The 19191-nt window shown below is 72.7% G+C and carries 18 protein-coding genes and 1 tRNA gene; 3 read left to right on the top strand and 16 right to left on the bottom strand.

The genetic code is table 11. From position 1 onward, the window contains the following. Position 1: 1 nt before the first annotated feature. Entirely contained in the window at positions 2 to 793 is a 792-nt protein-coding gene (locus QM641_RS08480) for an inositol monophosphatase family protein (RefSeq protein WP_415115419.1), read from the bottom strand. Positions 794 to 842: 49 nt separating this feature from the next. On the opposite strand from QM641_RS08480, the gene QM641_RS08475 reads away from it, so the two are divergent. Next, entirely contained in the window at positions 843 to 2411 is a 1569-nt protein-coding gene (locus QM641_RS08475; RefSeq protein WP_415115417.1) for a phytoene desaturase family protein, read from the top strand. Between the two features lie 203 nt (positions 2412 to 2614). On the opposite strand, the gene QM641_RS08470 is transcribed toward QM641_RS08475, so the two are convergent. From QM641_RS08470 to QM641_RS08455, 4 genes are all read right to left on the bottom strand, one after another. Further along, on the bottom strand, positions 2615 to 3574 hold the full coding sequence (locus QM641_RS08470) for a hypothetical protein (RefSeq protein ID WP_415115415.1): 960 nt from the start codon (positions 3572 to 3574) through the stop codon (positions 2615 to 2617). A gap of 176 nt (positions 3575 to 3750) precedes the next feature. Beyond that, positions 3751 to 3987, bottom strand: coding sequence for a hypothetical protein (locus QM641_RS08465; RefSeq protein WP_415115413.1), 237 nt, complete (start codon positions 3985 to 3987; stop codon positions 3751 to 3753). Between the two features lie 91 nt (positions 3988 to 4078). Further along, positions 4079 to 4163: transfer RNA gene (locus tag QM641_RS08460), tRNA-Tyr, on the bottom strand. 215 nt (positions 4164 to 4378) lie between these two features. Next, entirely contained in the window at positions 4379 to 4870 is a 492-nt protein-coding gene (locus QM641_RS08455; RefSeq protein ID WP_415115411.1) for an FBP domain-containing protein, read from the bottom strand. A gap of 72 nt (positions 4871 to 4942) precedes the next feature. Between QM641_RS08455 and QM641_RS08450 the strand changes: the two genes are divergently transcribed. After that, positions 4943 to 5431 carry a YajQ family cyclic di-GMP-binding protein gene (locus QM641_RS08450; protein WP_415115410.1) on the top strand — a complete coding sequence of 163 codons (489 nt, stop codon included), beginning with the start codon at positions 4943 to 4945 and terminating at the stop codon, positions 5429 to 5431. Positions 5432 to 5484: 53 nt separating this feature from the next. On the opposite strand, the gene QM641_RS08445 is transcribed toward QM641_RS08450, so the two are convergent. The 11 genes from QM641_RS08445 to QM641_RS08395 form a co-directional block, all read right to left on the bottom strand. Continuing rightward, positions 5485 to 5940 (bottom strand): hypothetical protein, encoded by a 456-nt coding sequence (locus QM641_RS08445; protein ID WP_415115408.1) that lies wholly within the window; start codon positions 5938 to 5940, stop codon positions 5485 to 5487. 78 nt (positions 5941 to 6018) lie between these two features. Then, positions 6019 to 7260 carry a PLP-dependent aminotransferase family protein gene (locus QM641_RS08440; RefSeq protein WP_415115406.1) on the bottom strand — a complete coding sequence of 414 codons (1242 nt, stop codon included), beginning with the start codon at positions 7258 to 7260 and terminating at the stop codon, positions 6019 to 6021. Between the two features lie 101 nt (positions 7261 to 7361). Then, the gene (locus tag QM641_RS08435; protein WP_415115404.1) at positions 7362 to 8333 is read right to left on the bottom strand and encodes an alpha/beta hydrolase; all 972 of its coding nucleotides are present in this window, start codon (positions 8331 to 8333) and stop codon (positions 7362 to 7364) included. 159 nt (positions 8334 to 8492) lie between these two features. Beyond that, positions 8493 to 9854, bottom strand: coding sequence for an FAD-dependent oxidoreductase (locus tag QM641_RS08430; protein WP_415115402.1), 1362 nt, complete (start codon positions 9852 to 9854; stop codon positions 8493 to 8495). A 28-nt stretch (positions 9855 to 9882) separates the two neighbouring features. Beyond that, positions 9883 to 10944: a polyprenyl synthetase family protein gene (locus QM641_RS08425; protein WP_415115400.1), complete on the bottom strand. Its 1062-nt coding sequence runs from the start codon at positions 10942 to 10944 to the stop codon at positions 9883 to 9885. A gap of 31 nt (positions 10945 to 10975) precedes the next feature. Beyond that, a complete protein-coding gene (locus QM641_RS08420) occupies positions 10976 to 11641 on the bottom strand; it encodes a class I SAM-dependent methyltransferase (RefSeq protein WP_415115435.1) in 666 nt (221 codons plus the stop codon). Positions 11642 to 11886: 245 nt separating this feature from the next. Further along, entirely contained in the window at positions 11887 to 13410 is a 1524-nt protein-coding gene (araA, locus tag QM641_RS08415) for an L-arabinose isomerase (RefSeq protein WP_415115398.1), read from the bottom strand. Positions 13411 to 13453: 43 nt separating this feature from the next. Then, positions 13454 to 15022, bottom strand: coding sequence for a xylulokinase (locus QM641_RS08410; protein WP_415115396.1), 1569 nt, complete (start codon positions 15020 to 15022; stop codon positions 13454 to 13456). Beyond that, entirely contained in the window at positions 15019 to 15726 is a 708-nt protein-coding gene (locus QM641_RS08405) for an L-ribulose-5-phosphate 4-epimerase (RefSeq protein WP_415115394.1), read from the bottom strand. The genes QM641_RS08410 and QM641_RS08405 overlap by 4 nt, the downstream gene beginning before the upstream one ends. Before the next feature lie 252 nt (positions 15727 to 15978). Continuing rightward, the gene (locus tag QM641_RS08400) at positions 15979 to 16980 is read right to left on the bottom strand and encodes a LacI family DNA-binding transcriptional regulator (protein WP_415115392.1); all 1002 of its coding nucleotides are present in this window, start codon (positions 16978 to 16980) and stop codon (positions 15979 to 15981) included. 95 nt (positions 16981 to 17075) lie between these two features. Further along, a complete protein-coding gene (locus QM641_RS08395) occupies positions 17076 to 17612 on the bottom strand; it encodes a DUF402 domain-containing protein (RefSeq protein ID WP_415115390.1) in 537 nt (178 codons plus the stop codon). A 23-nt stretch (positions 17613 to 17635) separates the two neighbouring features. Between QM641_RS08395 and QM641_RS08390 the strand changes: the two genes are divergently transcribed. Continuing rightward, positions 17636 to 18982, top strand: a complete 1347-nt coding sequence (locus tag QM641_RS08390) for an isochorismate synthase (RefSeq protein WP_415115388.1) — start codon at positions 17636 to 17638, stop codon at positions 18980 to 18982. Positions 18983 to 19191: the final 209 nt, after the last annotated feature.

The following is a 19191-nucleotide window of genomic DNA, read 5'->3' as shown; positions in this document are numbered from 1 at the left end:
CTCAGGTCCCGAGGGCGGCCACGAGCCGCGGGAACAGCTCGGGACCGGCCGCGATGGTCAGCTCCCGGCCCGGCCTGCCGCCGGGCGCTCCCCCGAGGAGGCCGCCCGCCTCGGACACGAGGAGCCCGCCGGCGGCGTGGTCCCACGCGTGCAGCCCGCGCTCGTAGTATCCGTCGAGCCGTCCGGCGGCGACATAGGCCAGATCGAGCGAGGCCGCACCGGCGCGGCGGATGTCGCGGGCCAGCGGCATGACGGTGCGCAGGCGCGCGAAGTCGCCCTCGTGCGTCGCGGGGTCGTAGCCGAACCCGGTCGCCAGCAGCGCACCGGCATCCGACGGTGTCGACACCGCGAGCCGCCGCTCGCCCAGCCACGCGCCCTCGCCGCGCACCGCGTGGTACAGCTCGCCCGAGGCCGGGTTGAACACGACCCCGACCAGGGCCGTCCAGCGCTCCGGATCGGGGTCGCCGCTCACCGCGGCGATGCTGACCGCGTAGTGCGGGATGCCGTAGGCGTAGTTCACCGTCCCGTCGATCGGGTCGACCACCCACGTGATGCCGCTCAGGCTCTCCTCGGCCCCGGACTCCTCGCCGACGAAGCCGTCGTCGGGTCGCGCCCGGCCGAGGAGGTCGCGCACGAGCGCCTCGACCTCGCGGTCGGCCTCGGTGACGATGTCGGCGAGCGCCGACTTGGTCGCGGCGATCGCGACGCCCTCCGAGCGGCGCAGGCGGGCGAGCTCGCCCGCCTCGCGCGCGATGTCCAGAGCGAGTCGGGCCAGTTCCTGTGCGTGCGGCATCCCTTCACCGTATCGTCGTGGGCGACGCCGGGCCGGTAGCGTGAAACGCATGATCACCCACGACGTCGTCATCGTCGGCGGCGGCCACAACGCGCTGGTCGCCGCCGCCTATCTCGCCCGCTCCGGCCGTCGCGTCGTCGTGGCCGAACGCCTCGACCACGTCGGCGGCGCGGCCGTGTCGGAGCGGCCCTGGCCCGGAGTGGATGCGCGACTGTCGCGCTACTCGTACCTCGTGAGCCTGTTCCCCGCGGCGATCCTGCGCGATCTCGGCCTGCCCCTGGACCTGAGGCGGCGGCGCTACGCGTCGTACACGCCCGATCCGTCCGATCCGTCGCGCGGCATCCTGGTCGACACCGCGGATGCCGCCGCCACCGCGGCCGGCTTCGTCCGTGCGACCGGCGACCCCGACGAGGCGGAGCGCTTCGCGCGCTTCACCGAGCGCCTCCTCCCGCTCGCCGGCGCGCTGTTCCCGACCGTCACCGAACCGCTGCGGCGCGCGTCGGATGTGCGCGCGCTCGTGCGCGACGACGACCTGTGGGAGGCGCTCACCCAGCGCCCGCTGGGTGCGTTCGTCCGCTCCTCGCTGCAGAGCGACCTCGCCCGCGGCATCGCCCTGACCGACGGGCTCATCGGCACGTTCGCGTCCGCGGACGACGCGTCGCTGCGGCAGAACCGCTGCTTCCTCTACCACGTGATCGGGGGCGGCACCGGGGACTGGGACGTGCCGGTGGGCGGCATGGGCCAGGTCAGCGCGACGCTCGAGCGCGCCGCGCGCGAGGCCGGAGCCGACCTCCGCACCGGCGTCGCCGCGACCGCCGTCAGCCCCGACGGCGAGGTGACCCTGGACGACGGGACGAGCCTGCACGGCCGGCTCATCCTCAGCGGCGTCGGCCCGGCGGTGCTGGCCGGGCTGTTGCGGGCAGGCGGGGCCGACGTGCCCGCGCCGGCGGCGCCCGAGGGAGGCCAGCTCAAGGTCAACCTGCTCCTTCGCCGGCTGCCGCGTCTGCGCGACGAGTCCGTCGCTGCACAGGCCGCGTTCGCGGGCACGTTCCACATCAACGAGACGATGACGCAGCTCGAGTCGGCCTACCGCACGGCCGAGGGCGGCGGCATCCCCGATCCCCTCCCCGCCGAGGTGTACTGCCACTCGCTCACCGACCCGTCGATCCTCGGGCCGGAGCTGCGCGCGTCGGGGGCGCAGACGCTCACGCTGTTCGGGCTGCACGTGCCGCACCGGCTGACGAGGGATGCCGACCCCAATGCGCTGCGCGAGGCCCTGCTGGCCGCCGCGCAGCGCACGCTCGACTCGGTGCTGGCCGAGCCGATCGCGGACTGCCTGTACGAGGCGCCGGACGGCACCCCGTGCATCGAGGCGCGGACGACCGCCGACCTGGAGGCCTCGCTCGGCATGATCGGCGGGGACATCTTCCACGGCGCGCTGGACTGGCCCTGGGCGGGCGACGACGATCCGCTCGACACGCCCGCCGAGCGCTGGGGCGTGAAGACGGCGTTCCCGCGGATCCTCCTGTGCGGGTCCGGTGCGCGCCGCGGCGGCGCGGTCAGCGGCATCGGCGGGCACAACGCGGCGATGGCCGCGCAGGAGATCCTCGGGACCTGAGCCCGCGCTCGCCGCGCAGCGCCGGGGCCCCGCCCGCGCGGCTGGGCCCGCCGGCCGACCACCCGCGGCGCTTCGTCGGAGATCTGCACATCGTCGGAGCCTGGAGCGGGCGGAGCTCCGACTTTGTGCAGTTCTCCGACCTTGTGCCGCGGCCTGGCGCGGGCCTTGTGCCGCTGCCGTGGCGTCGACCGCGGGCGCGACAGTCAGCGGGGCGGCAGCGGCGGCGGGTACGGCCGGGTCTCCCCGTCGGATGCCGGTGCCTCGGAGGGCTCGGCGGAGGTCTGCTCCGCGGGCACCTGCGGGGAGGGCGGCGGCGGCCCTGGCGCCGCCACGGGCACGGCGGCGGCCGCGGCCGCCTGTTCGGCGGGCACGGGCGGAAGCGGAGGCAGGGGCGGCGCGGCGGCGTAGCCGTGCGGATAGGTGGGCTGCCCGGTGTAGTAGGCGTTCCAGTCCGGCGTGCCGTCGGGCATGACCGGCAGCGGCGTCGTGGTGCCGGCATACGTCGGCCACTGCGGCACGGCCGGCGCATGCGGTCGCGGCTCGCGCGACCGGGGCGCCAGCAGCGCGTTGACGAGCGGTACGAGGGCGGTGCCGACGGCCGCGAGGATCGCCAGGGCGACCACGACCCGCCAGTAGATCGGCAGGAAGCGTGCGAACTCCCCCAGCATGAGCGGGAGCACGAGCATGCCGGCGAGGATCACGACGAAGCCGATCGTGACGTACGTCACGATCGCGGTGAACGTCGTGCGATGCCGCTCGTGCGCCTTGATGTACAGGCGGATGTGGAGCAGCGCGAGCTGGAGGATCAGCACGATGCCGAGGAACTTCGCGAAGCGCTCCATTCCTTCGCCGTAGTAGAGATCGGCCGGCGGCATCCAGATGAGGAAAGCGCCGATGAGCAGGGTCAGCACCCACGTGACCATGCTCGCCAGGGCGAACCATGCCGGCCGGCGGGAGGCGAGGTTCGCCTCCAGGATCGCGATCCCGGCGAACGAGGCCAGCAGCAGGATCGTGAGGAACGCGCGGCCCACCATGCCGTGCGAGTCGCCGAGCAGCACCCAGACGACGCAGACGATCGCCGCGGCGATGAGCGCCCCGATCGCAACCCAGATGGCGGCCCGCAGGAGCCTCGTCGAGTTGGGATGGGTGATCGGGTCGGTCATGATCCGCCTTTCCGCTCCGGGCCGCTCAGGCCCCTGCATCCATCCTCACACGCGACAGCGGACGGGCGGCCGCTGTCCACAGGCGCAATCGAGACCGGAGGTTATCCACAGAATCGTGCGCGCTCTCGGCCCGTCCGCGGGTGCGGATACAAGCACCGACGACGCGCCGGTATGCATCAGCCGGCGCTGAGCGGGCGCCGGCTCTGCAGACCGGCGTTCACCACGATCCGCTCGCCGAGAGGCTCGGAGAGCGTGACGGTGAAGGCGGTCGCGGGGTTCGACGGACAGGTCTGCCCGCCTTCCCGCGGCCGCACGCCGAGGACGAGATCGATCTGTTCCTCGCCTTCTTCGAGTCGAACGATCTCGATGCGTCCCGCGGCATCCTCCCCGGAGTTGCAGTCCTGCTCGGTCACCCCTGCGTGCTTCGTCTCGCTGAGCCCGAGCCGCCGGAGGACGGGAAAGGCCCGGACACCGAGAGTGTCAGTGTTGCCGGGCCTTTTCTGGTGGTGGCGAGTGAGGGATTCGAACCCCCGAAGGCTATGCCGGCTGATTTACAGTCAGATCCCTTTGGCCGCTTGGGTAACTCGCCGGGGCGCACCCGGCCGGCTTGTGCAGTCGACCGGAGGCGCGATTGTCCATCCTACTCGCACCTCCGGCAACGCAGAAACCGGCGGGGGGCCGTGCGCCGGCATCCGCTTCTCTCCTGGCGCTCACCTCTCACTGGTCGCATATCGTCGCGCGGATGCCACGCACGCGACACAACGCGCCAACCGAAGCCCACTCGACCCCGGCACACCCCGAGGCTCAGCCCGTGCCGTGCGCGACGCGCCCGACGAACGCCTCGATGCGGTGGCGGGTGCCGTCGATGCGCCGGTCGACGCTCGCGCGCACCTCGCTGGGCGCGAGCGGGCCGGCCAGCCGCACGTTCTCGTGGCACGACAGGTCGGTGCACATGTAGGTGCCGACGCTGTCGCCGCGGATGCCGGCATCCCCCGCCTTGCGCGCCGTGAACAGCGCGACCTGGTTGCCCGGCTGCATCGTGTGGCAGAGGTTGCACATCGCCGCCCGGGCGCGGTTCGCTCCCGACGCGGCTCGCAGGACAACGCCGGTGGGCTCGCCGTCGAGCTCGGCGACGACGTAACCGCGGCCGCGCAGCAGCGGATCGCTCCAGGCCAGGAAGTCGAGGTGATCCCAGTCGATGAGCACGAAGTCGTGCGGCACCGCGAGCTGTGCGACCTCGTCGGGCGCGGCGTTGACGAACGCCGCACGCACGTCGTCCTCGGTCAGCGCACGCATGGCGTCAGTCTAGGACGGCCCGCGCGGGCATCGCCGGGGGTCGCGGCATCCGATCTCGGTAGACTCGGCGTCATGGCCGACAGCTCCTTCGACATCGTCTCCAAAGTTGACCACCAAGAGGCCGACAACGCGCTCAACCAGGCCCGCAAAGAGGTCGAGCAGCGCTACGACTTCAAGGGCACCGGCGCCTCGATCGAATGGTCCGGCGAGCAGATCCTCATCAAGGCGAACTCCGAGGAGCGCGCGAAGGCCGTGCTCGACGTGTTCCAGTCGAAACTCATCAAGCGCGGAATCTCGCTGAAGAGCCTGGATGCCGGCGAGCCGGTCGCCAGCGGCAAGGAGTACCGCCTCGTGTCTTCGCTGAAGGACGGCATCTCGTCCGAGAACGCGAAGAAGATCAGCAAGCTCATCCGCGACGAGGGCCCGCGCTCGGTCAAGGCCCAGATCCAGGGCGACGAGCTGCGCGTGCAGTCCAAGAGCCGCGACGACCTGCAGACCGTGCAGCGCCTGCTCAAGGACGCCGATCTCGACGTCGACCTGCAGTTCGTCAACTACCGCTGAAGAAGCCTGCTGACCTGGGATTTTACCGCCTCGGTCACCACCGTGCGCCGAGGCTACGTGGCCTCGGGGAAGTCGTGCGGATCAGCACTGTCGGCCGTCGCAGCCGAGGAGAACGACGCTTCCCCCTTCGGGTCGATGATCACGCACAGCACCGTGTACTCCTCCTGCTCAGAGGAGGAATCGTCGGCCGGCGGATGCGGCGCCGCCACCGTCACCCCGTCGTAGTAGCACAGCGTGTACAGCCCCTCGTCCGCCTCCGTCACCGCGGGTGCGGTCGCGCCGAGGCGTTTCGCTTCCCAGTCGGCAATTTCGGCAGCGCTCGCGGTGCTGCCCGTCAGCGCACGCGCGCCTTCGCCGTACTGCCGGGCGAACTCAAGGCCCTGCCCCGTGCACGTCGTCGGCAACGCGCTGTCCGTCGCTGCGCCCGAAACCGCGACCTGCTGCGCGCATCCCGTCAATGCGGCCAGGAGCACGGACACACAAATGCCTGCAACGATCTTGGGTCTCATAGCCTCAGCAACTCGTATCGGGAAGAACTGCGATGCTCGCACGCTAACACCGCTGTCGGCCTCAGAGAAGACCCCCTCTCAGATCTCGAGGGCCGCCGTGACGACGCGGGCGAGGCGCCGCACGCCCTCCTCGATGCGGTCGGGCGACTCGAGCGAGAACGACAGGCGCAGGTTGCCGTCGCCGCTGCCGTCGCCGAAGAACGCGGTGCCGGGAACGAAGACGACGCCCTCCTCGATGCCGCGCGGCAGCAGTGCCTCGGCGGAGAGCCCTTCGGGAAGCGTCAGCCACACGAAGAACCCGCCGTGCGGCCTCGTCCACCGCACCGACTCGGGCAGGTGCGCGGCCAGCGCCGCGTCGAGCCGCTGCGCGCGCTCGTGGTACCGGTCGATCGCGCGGTTCATGTACCCGCGCCAGTCGAACTCGCGCAGGTAGATGTTGGCGAGGTGCTGACTCAGCACCGAGGGACAGATCGTCGTGGCCTCGGCCGCCAGCTGCAGGCGGTCGCGCACGTCGCGCGGCGCGAGCACCCACCCGATACGGATGCCGGGCGAGAAGATCTTGCTCATCGACCCCAGGTAGATCACCGACTCGTCGAACGAGCGGATAGCCTGCAGCGGAGTGTCCCAGAAGTCGAGCAGCCCGTACGGGTCGTCCTCCACGAGCGCGATGCCCGCGTTCCGGCAGAGCTCCGCGACGACGGGACGGCGGTCGGGGTGCAGCGTGATCCCGGACGGGTTGTTGAAGTTCGGGATCGTGTAGAGCAGCTTGATCGTCCGCCCCTGCGCGCGCACCTCGGCGATCGTGCGCTCCAGCTCCGCCGGGATCAGCCCGTCGTCGTCGCACGCGACGTGGACGATATCGGCCTCCAGCCCCTGGAAGGTGCCGATCGCGCCGACGTAGGTGGGCGCCTCGACCAGCACGACGTCGCCCGGGTCGCACAGCAGCGACGTGACCAGCTCCAGGCCCATCTGCGAGCCGGAGGTGATGAGGATGTCGCCGGGGACCGCGCGGATGCCGGCGGTGCTCATGACCTCGCACACCGCCTCGCGCAGCGGCTCCAGTCCCGCGCCGGTGCCGTACTGGAGCACCTCGAGGCCGTGCTCGGCGATGAGTCGCCCGGCGACGGCACCGAGCTCGTCGAGCGGAAGCACCCCCAGGTCGGGGTTGCCGCCGGCGAGGGAGATCATCCCCTCCCGCATCGAGATGTCGAAGACGGCGCGCACCGGCGAGGGCCGGAAGAAGTCGGCGCGCACGGCGTAGGCGACGGGGCGGGAGTGCAGGACGGGGCTCGACTGCGGGGCGGACGCGGGCGTCGGCATGGTGGTCTCCTTCGAAGCGGGACGGTCGGGCGTCAATTCCGCGACGCTCGCAGCGGGAGTGGTTCCATCATGCCGTACCGGCGGGCTCGCCGCCTGGGCGATCACCGGGCAAGCGCACCCGAGAGCAGCCACCGTTCCACGGCGTCGTACGCCGCTCGGCGAGGGTCCGCGCCGGAGAGGAACACGTCGTGCACCGCGCCGTCGATGCGCTCGATCGTGACCGAGCGGCCGATGCGGGTCGCCGCCCGCGCGATCTCGTCGACGACGAGCACCGAGTCGGACGTCGTCATCTCGTCGACCCACCGCCCGCGGAAGACCGACCGCGCCGACAGGAGCACGAGGGCGGGGCATCCGACCTCCACCCCGTCGGCGAGCCGGCGCTGGCCCGCGAGCACCGCGCTCAGCCACGCCGGCGTGGTCGGAAAGCCGCGATCGGGGCGCCATCGCTCACGCTCGCTCCCCCGCGGAAGGCTCCCGAGCTCGCGCTGCGCCCGCGTGTAGTAGCCGAAGTCGACCACCGGCTGGTCGCCCTTCGGGTCGATCACGGCACGCGCGTGCAGGATCGGCGCGAGCGCATGCCTGCCGAAGGCGCCGAGCTGCAGCTCCAGCCAGGGGCTGTTGAGGACGAGCGCGGATGCCGCACCCCGATGCCGCGCCGCCCACAGCGTGAGCGTGAGCCCGCCGGTGGAGTGGCCCACGAGGATCAGGCGCCCCCGCCCGTGCGATCCGATCGCCGTGAGGGCGGCCTCGAGGTCCGCGTCGTACTCGGTGAGCGCGGTGACGAACCCGGGCGTCTGGCCGGGCCGCAGGCTGCGTCCGTACTTGCGCAGGTCGAGGGCGAAGAAGCGCGCGCCCAGGCCGTTCCAGAACTCGGCGAGCCCGGTCTGGAAGAAGTAGTCCGACCAGCCGTGCACATACAGCACATCGACGTCGTGCAGGGGCCGGGCGAAGGCCAAAGGCCCCGGCAGACGCCGCACGAGTGTCGCGACGACCGGGCCCTCGGCATCCTCCCCCAGCGGGAGCGTCATCCGCTCGAACGGGTATCCGAGCACATCGGGCACCCACTCCGGCATGCCCTCAGCCTATCCACGCCCCCGCGCCCCGCGCCCCCGCGCCCCCCGCCCCGCGCCCCCCGCCCCGCGCCCCCTCGTATCCGCGAGAGTGCACTGGTGCACCGAGACTGCATGCTGGGCGTGCAGTCTCGGTGCGCCGATGCAGTCTCGCGGGCGCGGTCACTCCCCGCGCGACACCGACACCATCTCGTCGCGGTCGACGACCTTGATGCGGGCGCGCTCGCGCGCCGCGCCCAGCGCGATCTCGTGGTCGTCGAGCCGGTGCCAGCCCTCCAGGTCGGTCCAGGCGATGCCGCGCGAGGCCAGCAGCGCCACGATCGACTCCGGCGACGGGTCCTCCGGATGCCACCACGAGCCCTGGTCGTTGATGAGGTGGCGCACCGTCTCCATCGCGTCGGACTTCGTGTGGCCGATCAGGCCCACCGGTCCCCGCTTGATCCAGCCCGTGGCGTACACGCCGGGCACCCGCTCGTTGGAGTCCTGGTGCAGCACCTGGCCCTCGTGGTTGGGGATGACCCCGTGCCGGTCGTCGAAGGGCACGCCCTCAAGCGGCGAGCCGAAGTACCCGACCGCGCGGTAGATCCCCTGGACCGGAACCTCGCGCAGCTCGCCGGTGCCGGCGACCCCGCCGTGGCCGTCCGAGCGCGTGCGCTCGTACACGAGCGCGGCGACCCGGCCTTCGGCATCCGTCCGCACCTCGACCGGACGCGCGTAGAAGTGCAGGTGCAGGCGGCGCGAGGCGCTGCCCGTACCGGGGCGCTTTCGCCACGACTGCAGGATGCGGTCGATGACCATCACCTGCTTGTTATTGGCGATGGCATCCTTCGACGCCTCGTCGTAGTCGAAGTCCTCGTCGTAGAGCACCATGTCGACGTCGCGCAGCTCGCCGAGCTCGCGCAGCTCGAGAGGGGTGAACTTCACCTGGGCAGGGCCGCGCCGCCCGAACACGTGCACGTCGGTGACCTGCGAGGCCACGAGACCCGCGTGCACATTGTCGGGGATCTCGGTGGGGAGGAGATCCTCGGCGTGCTTGGCGAGCATGCGGGCGACGTCCAGTGCGACGTTCCCGTTGCCGACGACGGCGACGGATGCCGCATCCAGCGGCCACTCGCGCGGGAAGTCGGGGTGGCCGTCGTACCAGCTCACGAAGTCGGCGGCGCCGTAGGAGCCCGCCGCGTCGATGCCGGGGATGTCGAGGTCGGCGTCGCGGATCGCGCCGGTGGCGAAGATCACCGCGTGATAGTGACGGGTGAGGTCGTCCATCGTGAGGTCGACCCCGAAGCGGACGTTGCCGAACAGGCGCACCTGGCCGCGATCGAGGATGTCGCGGAGGGCCGTGATGATGCCCTTGATGCGCGGGTGATCGGGGGCGACGCCGTAACGGACGAGGCCGTAGGGCGCCGGCAGCCGGTCGAACAGATCGATCGACACGTCGAACCTGCGCTCCGCCTTCAGCAGGATGTCCGCCGCGTAGATGCCGGCGGGTCCCGCGCCGACGATAGCCAGCCTGAGCGTGGTCATGGAGTCCTTACCTTGTGCGTGTGGGGCGTCAGCTCGAACGATCGACGACGACCTGCGCGAATCGGGTCAGCGCATCGCGCACGGGGCCGTCGGGCAGCGGCGCGAGCGCGGCGACCGCTTCGACCGACCAGTCCACCGCGAGACGGCGCGTGCGCTCGGTGGCCTCGTGCGCGCGCAGCCGGTCGAGGGCGTCGTCGAGCACGGCCGGGTCGGCGCCGTCGGCGATGCGGGCGACCCCGTCGTCGATGACGTCCTTCAGCGCAAGGGATGCCTCGTCGCCGGAGCGCGAGAGGAGCAGGTACGGCATGGTCGGAACCCCGGCCCGCAGGTCGGTGCCGGGCACCTTGCCGGTGACCTCGGGGTCGGCGGACAGATCGATCACATCGTCGAGGAGCTGGAAGGCGATGCCGACCTTCTCGCCGTACTCCAGCACGGGCCCGGCGTACTCGGCGGGCGCGTCGGAGAACAGGACGCCGGCCTGCGCGGCGGCGGAGATGAGCGACCCGGTCTTGTCGGCGAGCACCCGCAGGTAGAACTCGACGGGATCGTCGTCCGGCTGGGCTCCGACGGTCTCGTGCATCTGGCCGAGGACGAGCCGCTCGAACGTGTCGGCCTGCAGCCTGATGGCGCGCTCGCCGATCTGAGCCATGAGCTGGCTGGCGCGGGAGAACAGCAGGTCCCCGGCGAGGATGGCGACGTTGTTGCCCCAGACCACGTGGGCGCTCGGCACGCCGCGGCGCACGTCCGAGGCATCCATCACGTCGTCGTGGTAGAGCGAGCCGAGGTGGGTCATCTCCAGTGCGGTGGCACCGGCGACCACGTGCGGGGTGACGCCCTGGCCGAGCTGGGCGGTGAGGACCGTCAGGAGCGGACGGACGCGCTTGCCCCCCGCCTCGTAGAGATAGCGGCTGGTCGCATCGGCGAGCGCATCGGTGACCCGCAGCTCGACGGCGAGCTTGGCCTCGACCTGCGCGAGTCCGTCATCGACCGCGCCGAGCAGGCGCCGCATCCGGGGTCCTGCGAAGACGCGCTCGGTCAGGCCGATCCGACTCGCCAGCGGCGAGCCGGGCGCGGGCAGGCTCGGAATCACCCGTCCAGCCTACCCGGCGGCACCCGGATGACTATCGACCTCGGGGCTTGACGGCACGGTGCAGCGCGACCATGCCGAAGGACAGATTCCGCCAGGCGACCTCTGTCCAACCGGCCTCGCGGATCCAGGCCGCGAGCGTCCTCTGGTCCGGCCAGTCGCGGATCGACTCGTTCAGATAGTCGTACGCGTCGCCGTTCGTGCCGGCCACGCGCGCGACGCGCGGCAGGATCTGCGCGTTGTAGAACCGGAAGAACGCGCGGAACACCGGCGAGGGCGGCGTGGAGAACTCGTTGATCACGAGTCGTCCGCCGGGCTTGGCGACGCGCAACAGCTCGGCGAGCGCCCTCTTCGGCTGCTGGACGTTGCGCAGGCTGTACGACATCGTGACCGCGTCGAACTCGGCGTCGCCGAAGGGCAGCTCCATGGCGTCGGCCTGCACGAACGTGAGGTTTCGGAGGTCGCCGTGCCGGCGCCTGCCCTCGGCGAGCATGCCCGCCGAGAAGTCCGCGGCGACCACCTCGGCGCGGGAGCGTGCGAGCGACGCCGAGGACGACCCCGTGCCGGCACCGAGGTCGAGGATCCGCTCGCCCGGCTTCGGGGCGACCGCGCGGGTGGTGGCGGCCCGCCAGAGCGCGTCGTTGCCGACCGTCATCACCGAGTTCGTGCGGTCGTAGCCCGCCGCGACCTGGTCGAACATGCCGCTCACGCGCGCGGGATCCTTGCCCAGGTCGGCGCGGTTGGGCTCGTGCTCGATCACCCATCGAGTCTAGGGCGCCCGGATCGTGTGGTCGCGCCGCCGTCGCGTCCCGCTTACAGGGCGAACCGACGTTTCCGGGCCGGAAACGGCCGGCAGAGTGCAATCGGCCCTGTAAGCGGGACGCCCAGCGGCGATAACCGCTCGGCGGAGGCCCCCACGCGGGCGGCGCGGCTGCCGTCGCCTCGTCAGAGGCCCTGCGCGAGGCGGTAATAGGCCTGGTTCCACCGCACCTCGCGCTGGAACTCAGTCAGCGTCGTGCTCTCGTCGATCACGAGCAGCTCGAGCCCGGCCAGCTCGGCGAAGTCGCGGAACGCCTCGACGCCCACCGCCGTCGACATCACGGTGTGGTGCGCGGCTCCCGCGATGAGCCAGGCCGCGGCGCTCGTGCGGAAGTCCGGCTGCGGCCGCCATACGGCCCGGCCGACCGGGAGCTTGGGGAGCGCGGCCCGGGGCGCGACGTTCTCCACCACGTTCGCCGTCAGCCGGAACCGGTCGCGCATATCGCTCATCGCGACGACGACCGCCGGGCCCGGGTCGGCGGTGAAGACGAGGCGCACCGGGTCGTCCTTTCCGCCGATGCCGAGCGGATGCACCTCGAGCGTCGGCCGTGCCGACGACAGCGACGGCGACACCTCGAGCATGTGCGCACCGAGGATCAGCTCGTCGCCGGGCGTGAGGTCGTACGTGTAGTCCTCCATGAGGCTCGCCCCGCCGGGAAGGCCGGCCCCCATGACGTTCGCGATGCGCACGAGCACGGCGGTCTTCCAGTCCCCCTCGGCCCCGAAGCCATAGCCGGAGGCCATGAGCCGCTGCACCGCGAGCCCGGGCAGCTGCTTGAGCGCGCCGAGGTCCTCGAACGACGTGGTGAACGCCCCGAAGCCGCCCTCCTCCAGGAACGCGCGCAGCCCCAGCTCGATGGCGGCGCCATCGCGCAGCGACGCGTGCCGCTCGCCGCCGCGGCGCAGTTCGGGCGCGACGTCGTAGAGCTCCTCGTACTCGGCGATGAGCGCGTCGATGTCGGCATCGGATGCCGCGGCCACGGCATCCGCCAGCTCGTTGACCCCCCACGTGTTCACCTGCACGCCCAGGCGCAGCTCGGCCTCGGTCTTGTCGCCCTCGGTGACCGCGACGAAGCGCATGTTGTCGCCGAAGCGGGCGAGCTTGAGGCTGCGGGATGCCGCGAGCCCCGCCGCCGCGCGCTGCCACGTGCCCAGCTCGGCACGCACGCGCGGGTCGGAGGCGTGGCCGACGATGGTCTTGCGCGGCACGCCCAGCCGGGTCTGGATGTACCCGAACTCGCGATCGCCGTGCGCGGCCTGGTTGAGGTTCATGAAGTCGAAGTCGATGTCGGCCCACGGCAGCTCGACGTTCGCCTGGGTGTGCAGGTGCGCGAGGGGCTTGCGCAGCGCGTCGAGCCCCGCGATCCACATCTTGGCCGGGCTGAAGGTGTGCATCCATGCCACGAGGCCGATCACGCGGTCGTCGGCGTTCGCCTCCCGCGCGGTGCGAGCGATGGCCGCGGCGTCGGTGAGGACCGGCTTCCACACGATGCGCACGGGTGTCTCGGCGGCGTCGTCGAGCTGCTCGGCGATGGCGCGCGACTGCTCGGCGACCTGGGCGAGCGTCTCGGGGCCGTACAGGTGCTGACTCCCGGTGAGGAACCAGACCTCGTAGCCGTCGAACGAGGTGGTGAGCGGAGTTCGGGTCATGGCTGGTCCTTCGTCTCGGTGTCCGTCCGTGCGGGCGGCGGGGTCAGAGGGCGGCGACGGCGGCGGCCTCGACCGCCAGTCCCGCGCGATAGCGGTCGAGGTAGGCGGCGAACCCGGCGACGTCGGCGGGGTCGGGCTCCGCGATGCGGAGCTCGGCGCCGGCGAACACGCGCTCGTCGAGGTAGGTGCTCAGGTCCTGGTCGGCGCCGAGGTGGGCGGCGAGCACCGCGATCCCCCAGGCTCCGCCCTCCGACGCGGTGTCGCCGACGGCGACCGGCGCGCCCAGCGCCCCAGCGAGGAAGCGCTGCGCGACGCCGGCGGTGCGGAACATGCCGCCGTGCGCGAACATCCGGTCGAGTGCGACGCCCTCGTCGGCCAGCACCCGCATGCCGAGGCTCAGCGTGCCGAACACGCCGTACAGCTGTGCGCGCACGAGGTTCGCCAGGGTGAACCGGCTGTCCGGGGTGCGGACGAACAGCGGGCGCCCCTCGTCGAGTCCGGCGATCGGCTCGCCGGCGAGGTGGTTGTAGGCCAGGAGCCCTCCGGCATCCGCCTCGCCGCCCAGCGCCTCGGTGAAGAGGGTCTCGAACACGGCGTCGGCCGGCAGGGGCGTGCCTGCGGCCTCGGCGAAGCGCGCGAACAGGCCCACCCACGCCGCCAGCTCGCTGGCGCCGTTGTTGCAGTGCACCATCGCGACCGCGTCGCCGGCCGGAGTGGTCACGAGGTCGAGCTCGTCGTGCACTCCCGCGAGCGGGCGCTCGAGCACGACCATCGCGAAGATGCTCGTGCCGGCGCTGACGTTGCCGGTGCGCGGGGCGACCGCGCCGGTGGCCACCATCCCGGTGCCGGCGTCGCCCTCGGGCGGGCAGAGCGGGATGCCGGGGCGCAGCGCTCCGGAGGGGTCGAGCAGCGCGGCGCCCGAGGCGGTGAGCGCACCGGCGTCCTGCCCGGCCACGAGCACCTCGGGGAGCACCGCACGCAGGTCGCCGCCGGTGTGCCGGTCGAAGCGGTCGACGAGCTCCTGGTCGTAGTCGCGCGCAGCCGAGTCGATCGGGAACATGCCCGACGCGTCACCGATGCCCAGCACGCGGCGGCCGGTGAGGCGCCAGTGCACGTAACCGGCGAGGGTCGTCAGGAACCGCACCCGCGGAACATGGGGCTCGCCGTCGAGCTGCGCTTGGCGCAGGTGCGCGACCGACCACCGCAGCGGAATGTTCACCCCGAGCAGTTCGGTGAGCTCGGCGGCGGCCTGCCCGGTGTGGGTGTTGCGCCACGTGCGGAACGGCACGAGGAGCTCTCCGGCCTCGTCGAAGGCGAGGTAGCCGTGCATCATGGCCGAGACGCCGATCGCGCCGAACGTGTCGGGACGGATGCCGTGGCGCTCGACCGCATCGGCGACGAGCGCCGCGTACGCCTCCTGCAGCCCCGTCCAGACGGCATCCAGCGGATAGGTCCACAGGCGCTCCTCGAACCGGTTCTCCCAGTCGTGGGCTCCGGTGGCGAGCACCTCGTGGGTCTCGGCGTCGATCAGGCACGCCTTGATGCGGGTCGAGCCCAGCTCGATGCCGAGGGCCGTGCGCCCCTCGCGGATGAGGTCTGCTGTGGTGCTCATCGTCGTGCGTCCGTGTCCTGTCCGTAGACGTTCTGGTAGCGGTCGAAGAGGCGGTCGATGTCCTCCTGCGGGATCGGGATCACCGGTCCTCCCTGGCGGGCGTAGTGCACGGTGCGCGCCACGTCCTCGACCATGACCGCGGCTTTGACGGCATCCTTCGCGTCGACACCGATCGTGAACGGGCCGTGGTTCTGCATGAGCACGGCACGGCTGCGGTGGCCGGTGAGGGTCTGCACGATGCCGCGGCCGATCGAGTCGTCGCCGATGATCGCGAACGGCCCCACAGGCACGGGGCCGCCGAACTCGTCGGCCATCGCGGTGATGACGCAGGGGATCTCCTCGCCGCGCGCCGCCCACGCGACCGCGAACGTGGAGTGGGTGTGCACGACGCCGCCGACCTCGGGCATGTGGCGGTAGACGTAGGCGTGCGCGGCGGTGTCGCTCGACGGCGACCGCTCGCTGCCGGGGGTCCCGGGCACGACGGCGCCGTCGAGGTCGCAGAGGATCATGTTCTCGGGGGTCAGGTCGTCGTAGCTCACGCCGCTGGGCTTGATGACGAACAGGTCGGCGCCGGGCACACGGCCGGAGACGTTGCCGCCGGTCCAGACCACCAAGCCGTAACGCACGAGCTCGCCGTGCAGCCGTGCGACGTCGGCGCGGACCCGGGCGATGGCCTGTTCGACTTCGGCGGTGAAGGTCGTCATGCGCGTGTGCTCTCCTCTGAGGTCGCTGCGGCCCTTGCGGTTCCGAGTCACTGCCCCGCGTGCGAGTCACTGTGCTGGAGCGCAGTGACTCGCCGGGAGAGGAGTGACTCGGCGATCCGCCGCGGTGCGTTTCGGCTGTGCGCCGGATCTGTGACCGGTCACAGCTAGTGTGACAGCCTCGTGCGGCGGCGTCAATCCCCGGGCGAGGTCAGGATGCCGCGCGGGCGAGGTCAGGATGCGGCCCGGGCGAGGTCAGGATGCCGGCGGGGCGACCGACGCGCGGGACACCAGCACGGGCGCGACCGGCTCCGCCGGCACCGGCCGGCCGAGCAGCTGGGCGATCGCGCGGCGGGCGAGCTCGGCGAAGTCCTGCCGCACCGTGGTCAGCGCCGGCGCGTAGTACGCGGCATCCGGCTCGTCGTCGAAGCCCACGACGCTGAGCTCCTCCGGCACACGGATGCCGCGCTCGCGCAGTCCGCCCAGCAGCCCCAGCGCCATCCGGTCGTTGGCCGAGAACACCGCGGTGGCACCCGAGCCCACCACGGCGGCCGCGGCCTCGAACCCGGCCCGCGCCGTCCAGTCGCCGGCGAGCACCGGGCCGGGCTCCACGCCCCGCGCGGCGAGCTCCTGCACGAAACCGTCCCGGCGCGCCTGCGCCTCCAGCCAGTCGAGGGGTCCGGCCAGGTGCGCGATGCGGCGGTGCCCGGCATCGGCCAGGCACGCCGTCGCGAGCCGCGCCCCGGCGACCTGATCCACGGCGGGAGCCCGCCCGCCCCGCCCCGCCGAATGCAGGGCGACCGTCGGGATGCCGAGATCCATGGCATCCAGCGCCCGCACGGTGTCCGCGTGCGGGGCGACCACGACCAGGCCGTCGACCCCCTGCCCGAGCAGGTGCCCGATCGCCGCGCGGACGGCGTCATCGGTCGCGGAGTCGGCGAACGCCGCCGACACCCAGTACCCCGCCGCGCGCGCGGCCGCCTCGATCGTCTCGATGCTGCGCAGCGGGCCGTAGTGCAGCGCCGCGGGGGCGAGCACGCCGATGGTCCGCGAGCGCCGCGTGCCGAGGGCGCGCGCGACGTTGTTCATGCGGTAGCCGAGCTCGCCCATCGCCGCGAGCACGCGCTCACGGGTGTGCGGGGCCACGTCGGGGTGCTCGTTGAGTACGCGCGACACGGTCTGACGCGAGACGCCGGCGCGCGCAGCCACGTCGCGCACGCCGATCGCGCGCCCTCCGCCTCCGCGTGACTGGCCCATCGTCCCGAGTGTAGGGCCGGAGCCTTCCGTCGACCCCGTCGCCCGCTCCTGCGGCCGGTTCCCGCAGGCTGGGCGCGGCGCGGCACGGCACGGCGCTACCGCGGCGCCAGAGCGGCCAGCGCAGCCAGCCAGCGGTCGGCGGTGGCGTCGTCGAACGGGGGCGTGCGGGCGGACACCCGCTGCTCCAGGTCGACGGCGAGGGCCTCGAGCCGGTCGACCAGGTCGAGCGGATAGCCGTAGCGCACCCGGTGCTCGTCCCACTCGTCGCGGTCGTCGATATAGACCCCGCGTTCGTCGAGGGCCCGCACGACGTCGAGATCCATGTCGATACCGGTCGGCTCGCCGTCACGCCAGCGCACGTCCCACGCGAGGTCGATGTAGACCCGCACCCGGTGCGGCGATCCGTTCACCAGCAGAGTGTGGTCGCCGCTCGGGGGCACCAGCATGACGCTGGGCGAGTCGGCGAGCATCACGCGGCCGGGCCGTTCGCTGCGCCAGCCCGGCTGCTGCCCGAGCCAGTCACCCCACTCGTCGCTGCCGAGGTAGACGCACTCCTGCGTCCAGTGCGGCGAGCCGTCCCACTTGCGCCAGCGGAAGGTGAGCGGTGTTCCCGGTGCAGGGCGGTCGGCCATGTGCCCACTCTAGGCTGGAGGACGTGCCTCGCCCTGCCCCGACCCCGCCGCGGCTGCGGGTGACGACCCGCGAGGTGACAGCGATCGAGGACGTCCTGGAGCACGCCGCGCCGGAGAACCCGACCGTGTGGTCGCGGCGCGCCGACGTCATGGTCGGCCACGGCTGCACGGCCGACCTGTCGGCACAGGCGTCCCGCCCCGGCGACACGGGCCGCGGGCAGGCGGACGAAGCCGCACGGTGGTGGCGCGAGCTCGCAGCGCGCGCCGAAGTCGACGACCCGGTCGGCCTTCCCGGTACCGGGCTCATCGCGTTCGGCGCGCTTCCGTTCGACGCGTCCTCGCAGCGCCCGGGGCGCCTCACCGTGCCGCGGCACGTCGTCGGGCGCCGCGGCGGCCGGTCGTGGGTCACCACGATCGCGGTGATCGACGAGGCCGACAGCCACGATGCGCCGTCGGCGCCCGCGACGACCGCACCGTCCGCGGCGGACGGCTCCGGCATCCCTCCGCGCACCCCGTACGGTCCGCACTGGTCGGCGACGCTCGGCCCGGGTGCCCTCACGCCGGAGGGCTACCAGCGCGCTGTGCGCGCGGGCCTTGCCGCGATCGCGGCGGGCGAGGTGGGTAAGGTCGTCCTCGCGCGCGACCTCGTCGGCTCGATCCCGTCGGGCGCGGACCTCCGCCGCCTCGTGCGCACCCTCGCGTCGGAGTACCCGGACACCTGGACATATGCCGTCGACGGCATCATCGGCGCGAGCCCGGAGACCCTGGTGACGGTGTCGGGCGGCACCGTCACGGCTCGCGTGCTCGCCGGGACGATCGCCCGGGGCGCCGACGCGGATGCCGACACCGCGGCATCCGTCGCCCTCGCCACGAGCGCGAAGGACCTCGACGAGCACGAGTACGCGGTGCAGAGCGTGCTCGCCGCGCTCCGCCCGCACACGGGCGCGCTCGCCGCGGGCGAGCAGCCGTTCATGCTGCGGCTGCCGAACGTGTGGCACCTCGCGACCGACGTCGAGGGGACACTTCGGGACCGCTCGTCGGCGCTGGATCTCGTCGGCGCGCTGCATCCGACCGCCGCGGTGGCCGGCACGCCGACGGATGCCGCGATCGGGGTCATCCGCAGCCTCGAGCCCTTCGACCGCGGACGCTACGCGGGCCCGGTCGGCTGGATCGGCGCGCACGGCGACGGCGAGTGGGCGATCGCGCTGCGCTGCGCGCAGGTCGACCTGGGCACCGCCTCTGCCGGGACGTCGGACCGCATCCCCCTGGTCGCGCACGCCGGGGCGGGCATCGTCGCCGGCAGCGACCCCGAGGCCGAGCTCCTGGAGACCCGGGTCAAGTTCCGCCCGATCGTCGACGCCCTGGCCTGACCCCCGGCATCCCCCCCGGTCCCGTCCCCCGCGCCCCGTCCCCCGGTCCCGCCGCCGCGCCCCGCCCCCGCGCCCCTCCCGATTCCGCGAGAAGTCATCTGCGCACCGAGACTGCACGCTGAGCATGCAGTCTCGGTGCACCAGTGAAGTCTCGCGGTCGGGCGGGGCGGCGCGCGGGCGCGGGGGCGGCGGGGGCGCGGGCGGGGCGA

Source organism: Microbacterium sp. (genome assembly GCF_047605725.1).
Taxonomy (GTDB): Bacteria; Actinomycetota; Actinomycetes; order Actinomycetales; family Microbacteriaceae; genus Microbacterium.
The sequence above is the reverse complement of the archived record's forward strand: the minus strand, read 5'-3'. Positions and strand labels throughout refer to the sequence as shown.

Excerpts from the sequence above, each read along its gene's own strand:
- QM641_RS08410 (WP_415115396.1), bottom strand. The coding sequence starts at position 15,022 with ATGAGCACCACAGCAGACCTCATCCGCGAGGGGCGCACGGCCCTCGGC.
- QM641_RS08420 (WP_415115435.1), bottom strand. The coding sequence starts at position 11,641 with ATGTTCGACCAGGTCGCGGCGGGCTACGACCGCACGAACTCGGTGATG.
- QM641_RS08450 (WP_415115410.1), top strand. The coding sequence starts at position 4,943 with ATGGCCGACAGCTCCTTCGACATCGTCTCCAAAGTTGACCACCAAGAG.
- QM641_RS08405 (WP_415115394.1), bottom strand. The coding sequence starts at position 15,726 with ATGACGACCTTCACCGCCGAAGTCGAACAGGCCATCGCCCGGGTCCGC.
- araA (WP_415115398.1), bottom strand. The coding sequence starts at position 13,410 with ATGACCCGAACTCCGCTCACCACCTCGTTCGACGGCTACGAGGTCTGG.
- QM641_RS08470 (WP_415115415.1), bottom strand. The coding sequence starts at position 3,574 with ATGACCGACCCGATCACCCATCCCAACTCGACGAGGCTCCTGCGGGCC.
- QM641_RS08445 (WP_415115408.1), bottom strand. The coding sequence starts at position 5,940 with ATGAGACCCAAGATCGTTGCAGGCATTTGTGTGTCCGTGCTCCTGGCC.
- QM641_RS08455 (WP_415115411.1), bottom strand. The coding sequence starts at position 4,870 with ATGCGTGCGCTGACCGAGGACGACGTGCGTGCGGCGTTCGTCAACGCC.
- QM641_RS08435 (WP_415115404.1), bottom strand. The coding sequence starts at position 8,333 with ATGCCGGAGTGGGTGCCCGATGTGCTCGGATACCCGTTCGAGCGGATG.
- QM641_RS08430 (WP_415115402.1), bottom strand. The coding sequence starts at position 9,854 with ATGACCACGCTCAGGCTGGCTATCGTCGGCGCGGGACCCGCCGGCATC.
- QM641_RS08475 (WP_415115417.1), top strand. The coding sequence starts at position 843 with ATGATCACCCACGACGTCGTCATCGTCGGCGGCGGCCACAACGCGCTG.
- QM641_RS08395 (WP_415115390.1), bottom strand. The coding sequence starts at position 17,612 with ATGGCCGACCGCCCTGCACCGGGAACACCGCTCACCTTCCGCTGGCGC.
- QM641_RS08400 (WP_415115392.1), bottom strand. The coding sequence starts at position 16,980 with ATGGGCCAGTCACGCGGAGGCGGAGGGCGCGCGATCGGCGTGCGCGAC.
- QM641_RS08440 (WP_415115406.1), bottom strand. The coding sequence starts at position 7,260 with ATGCCGACGCCCGCGTCCGCCCCGCAGTCGAGCCCCGTCCTGCACTCC.
- QM641_RS08480 (WP_415115419.1), bottom strand. The coding sequence starts at position 793 with ATGCCGCACGCACAGGAACTGGCCCGACTCGCTCTGGACATCGCGCGC.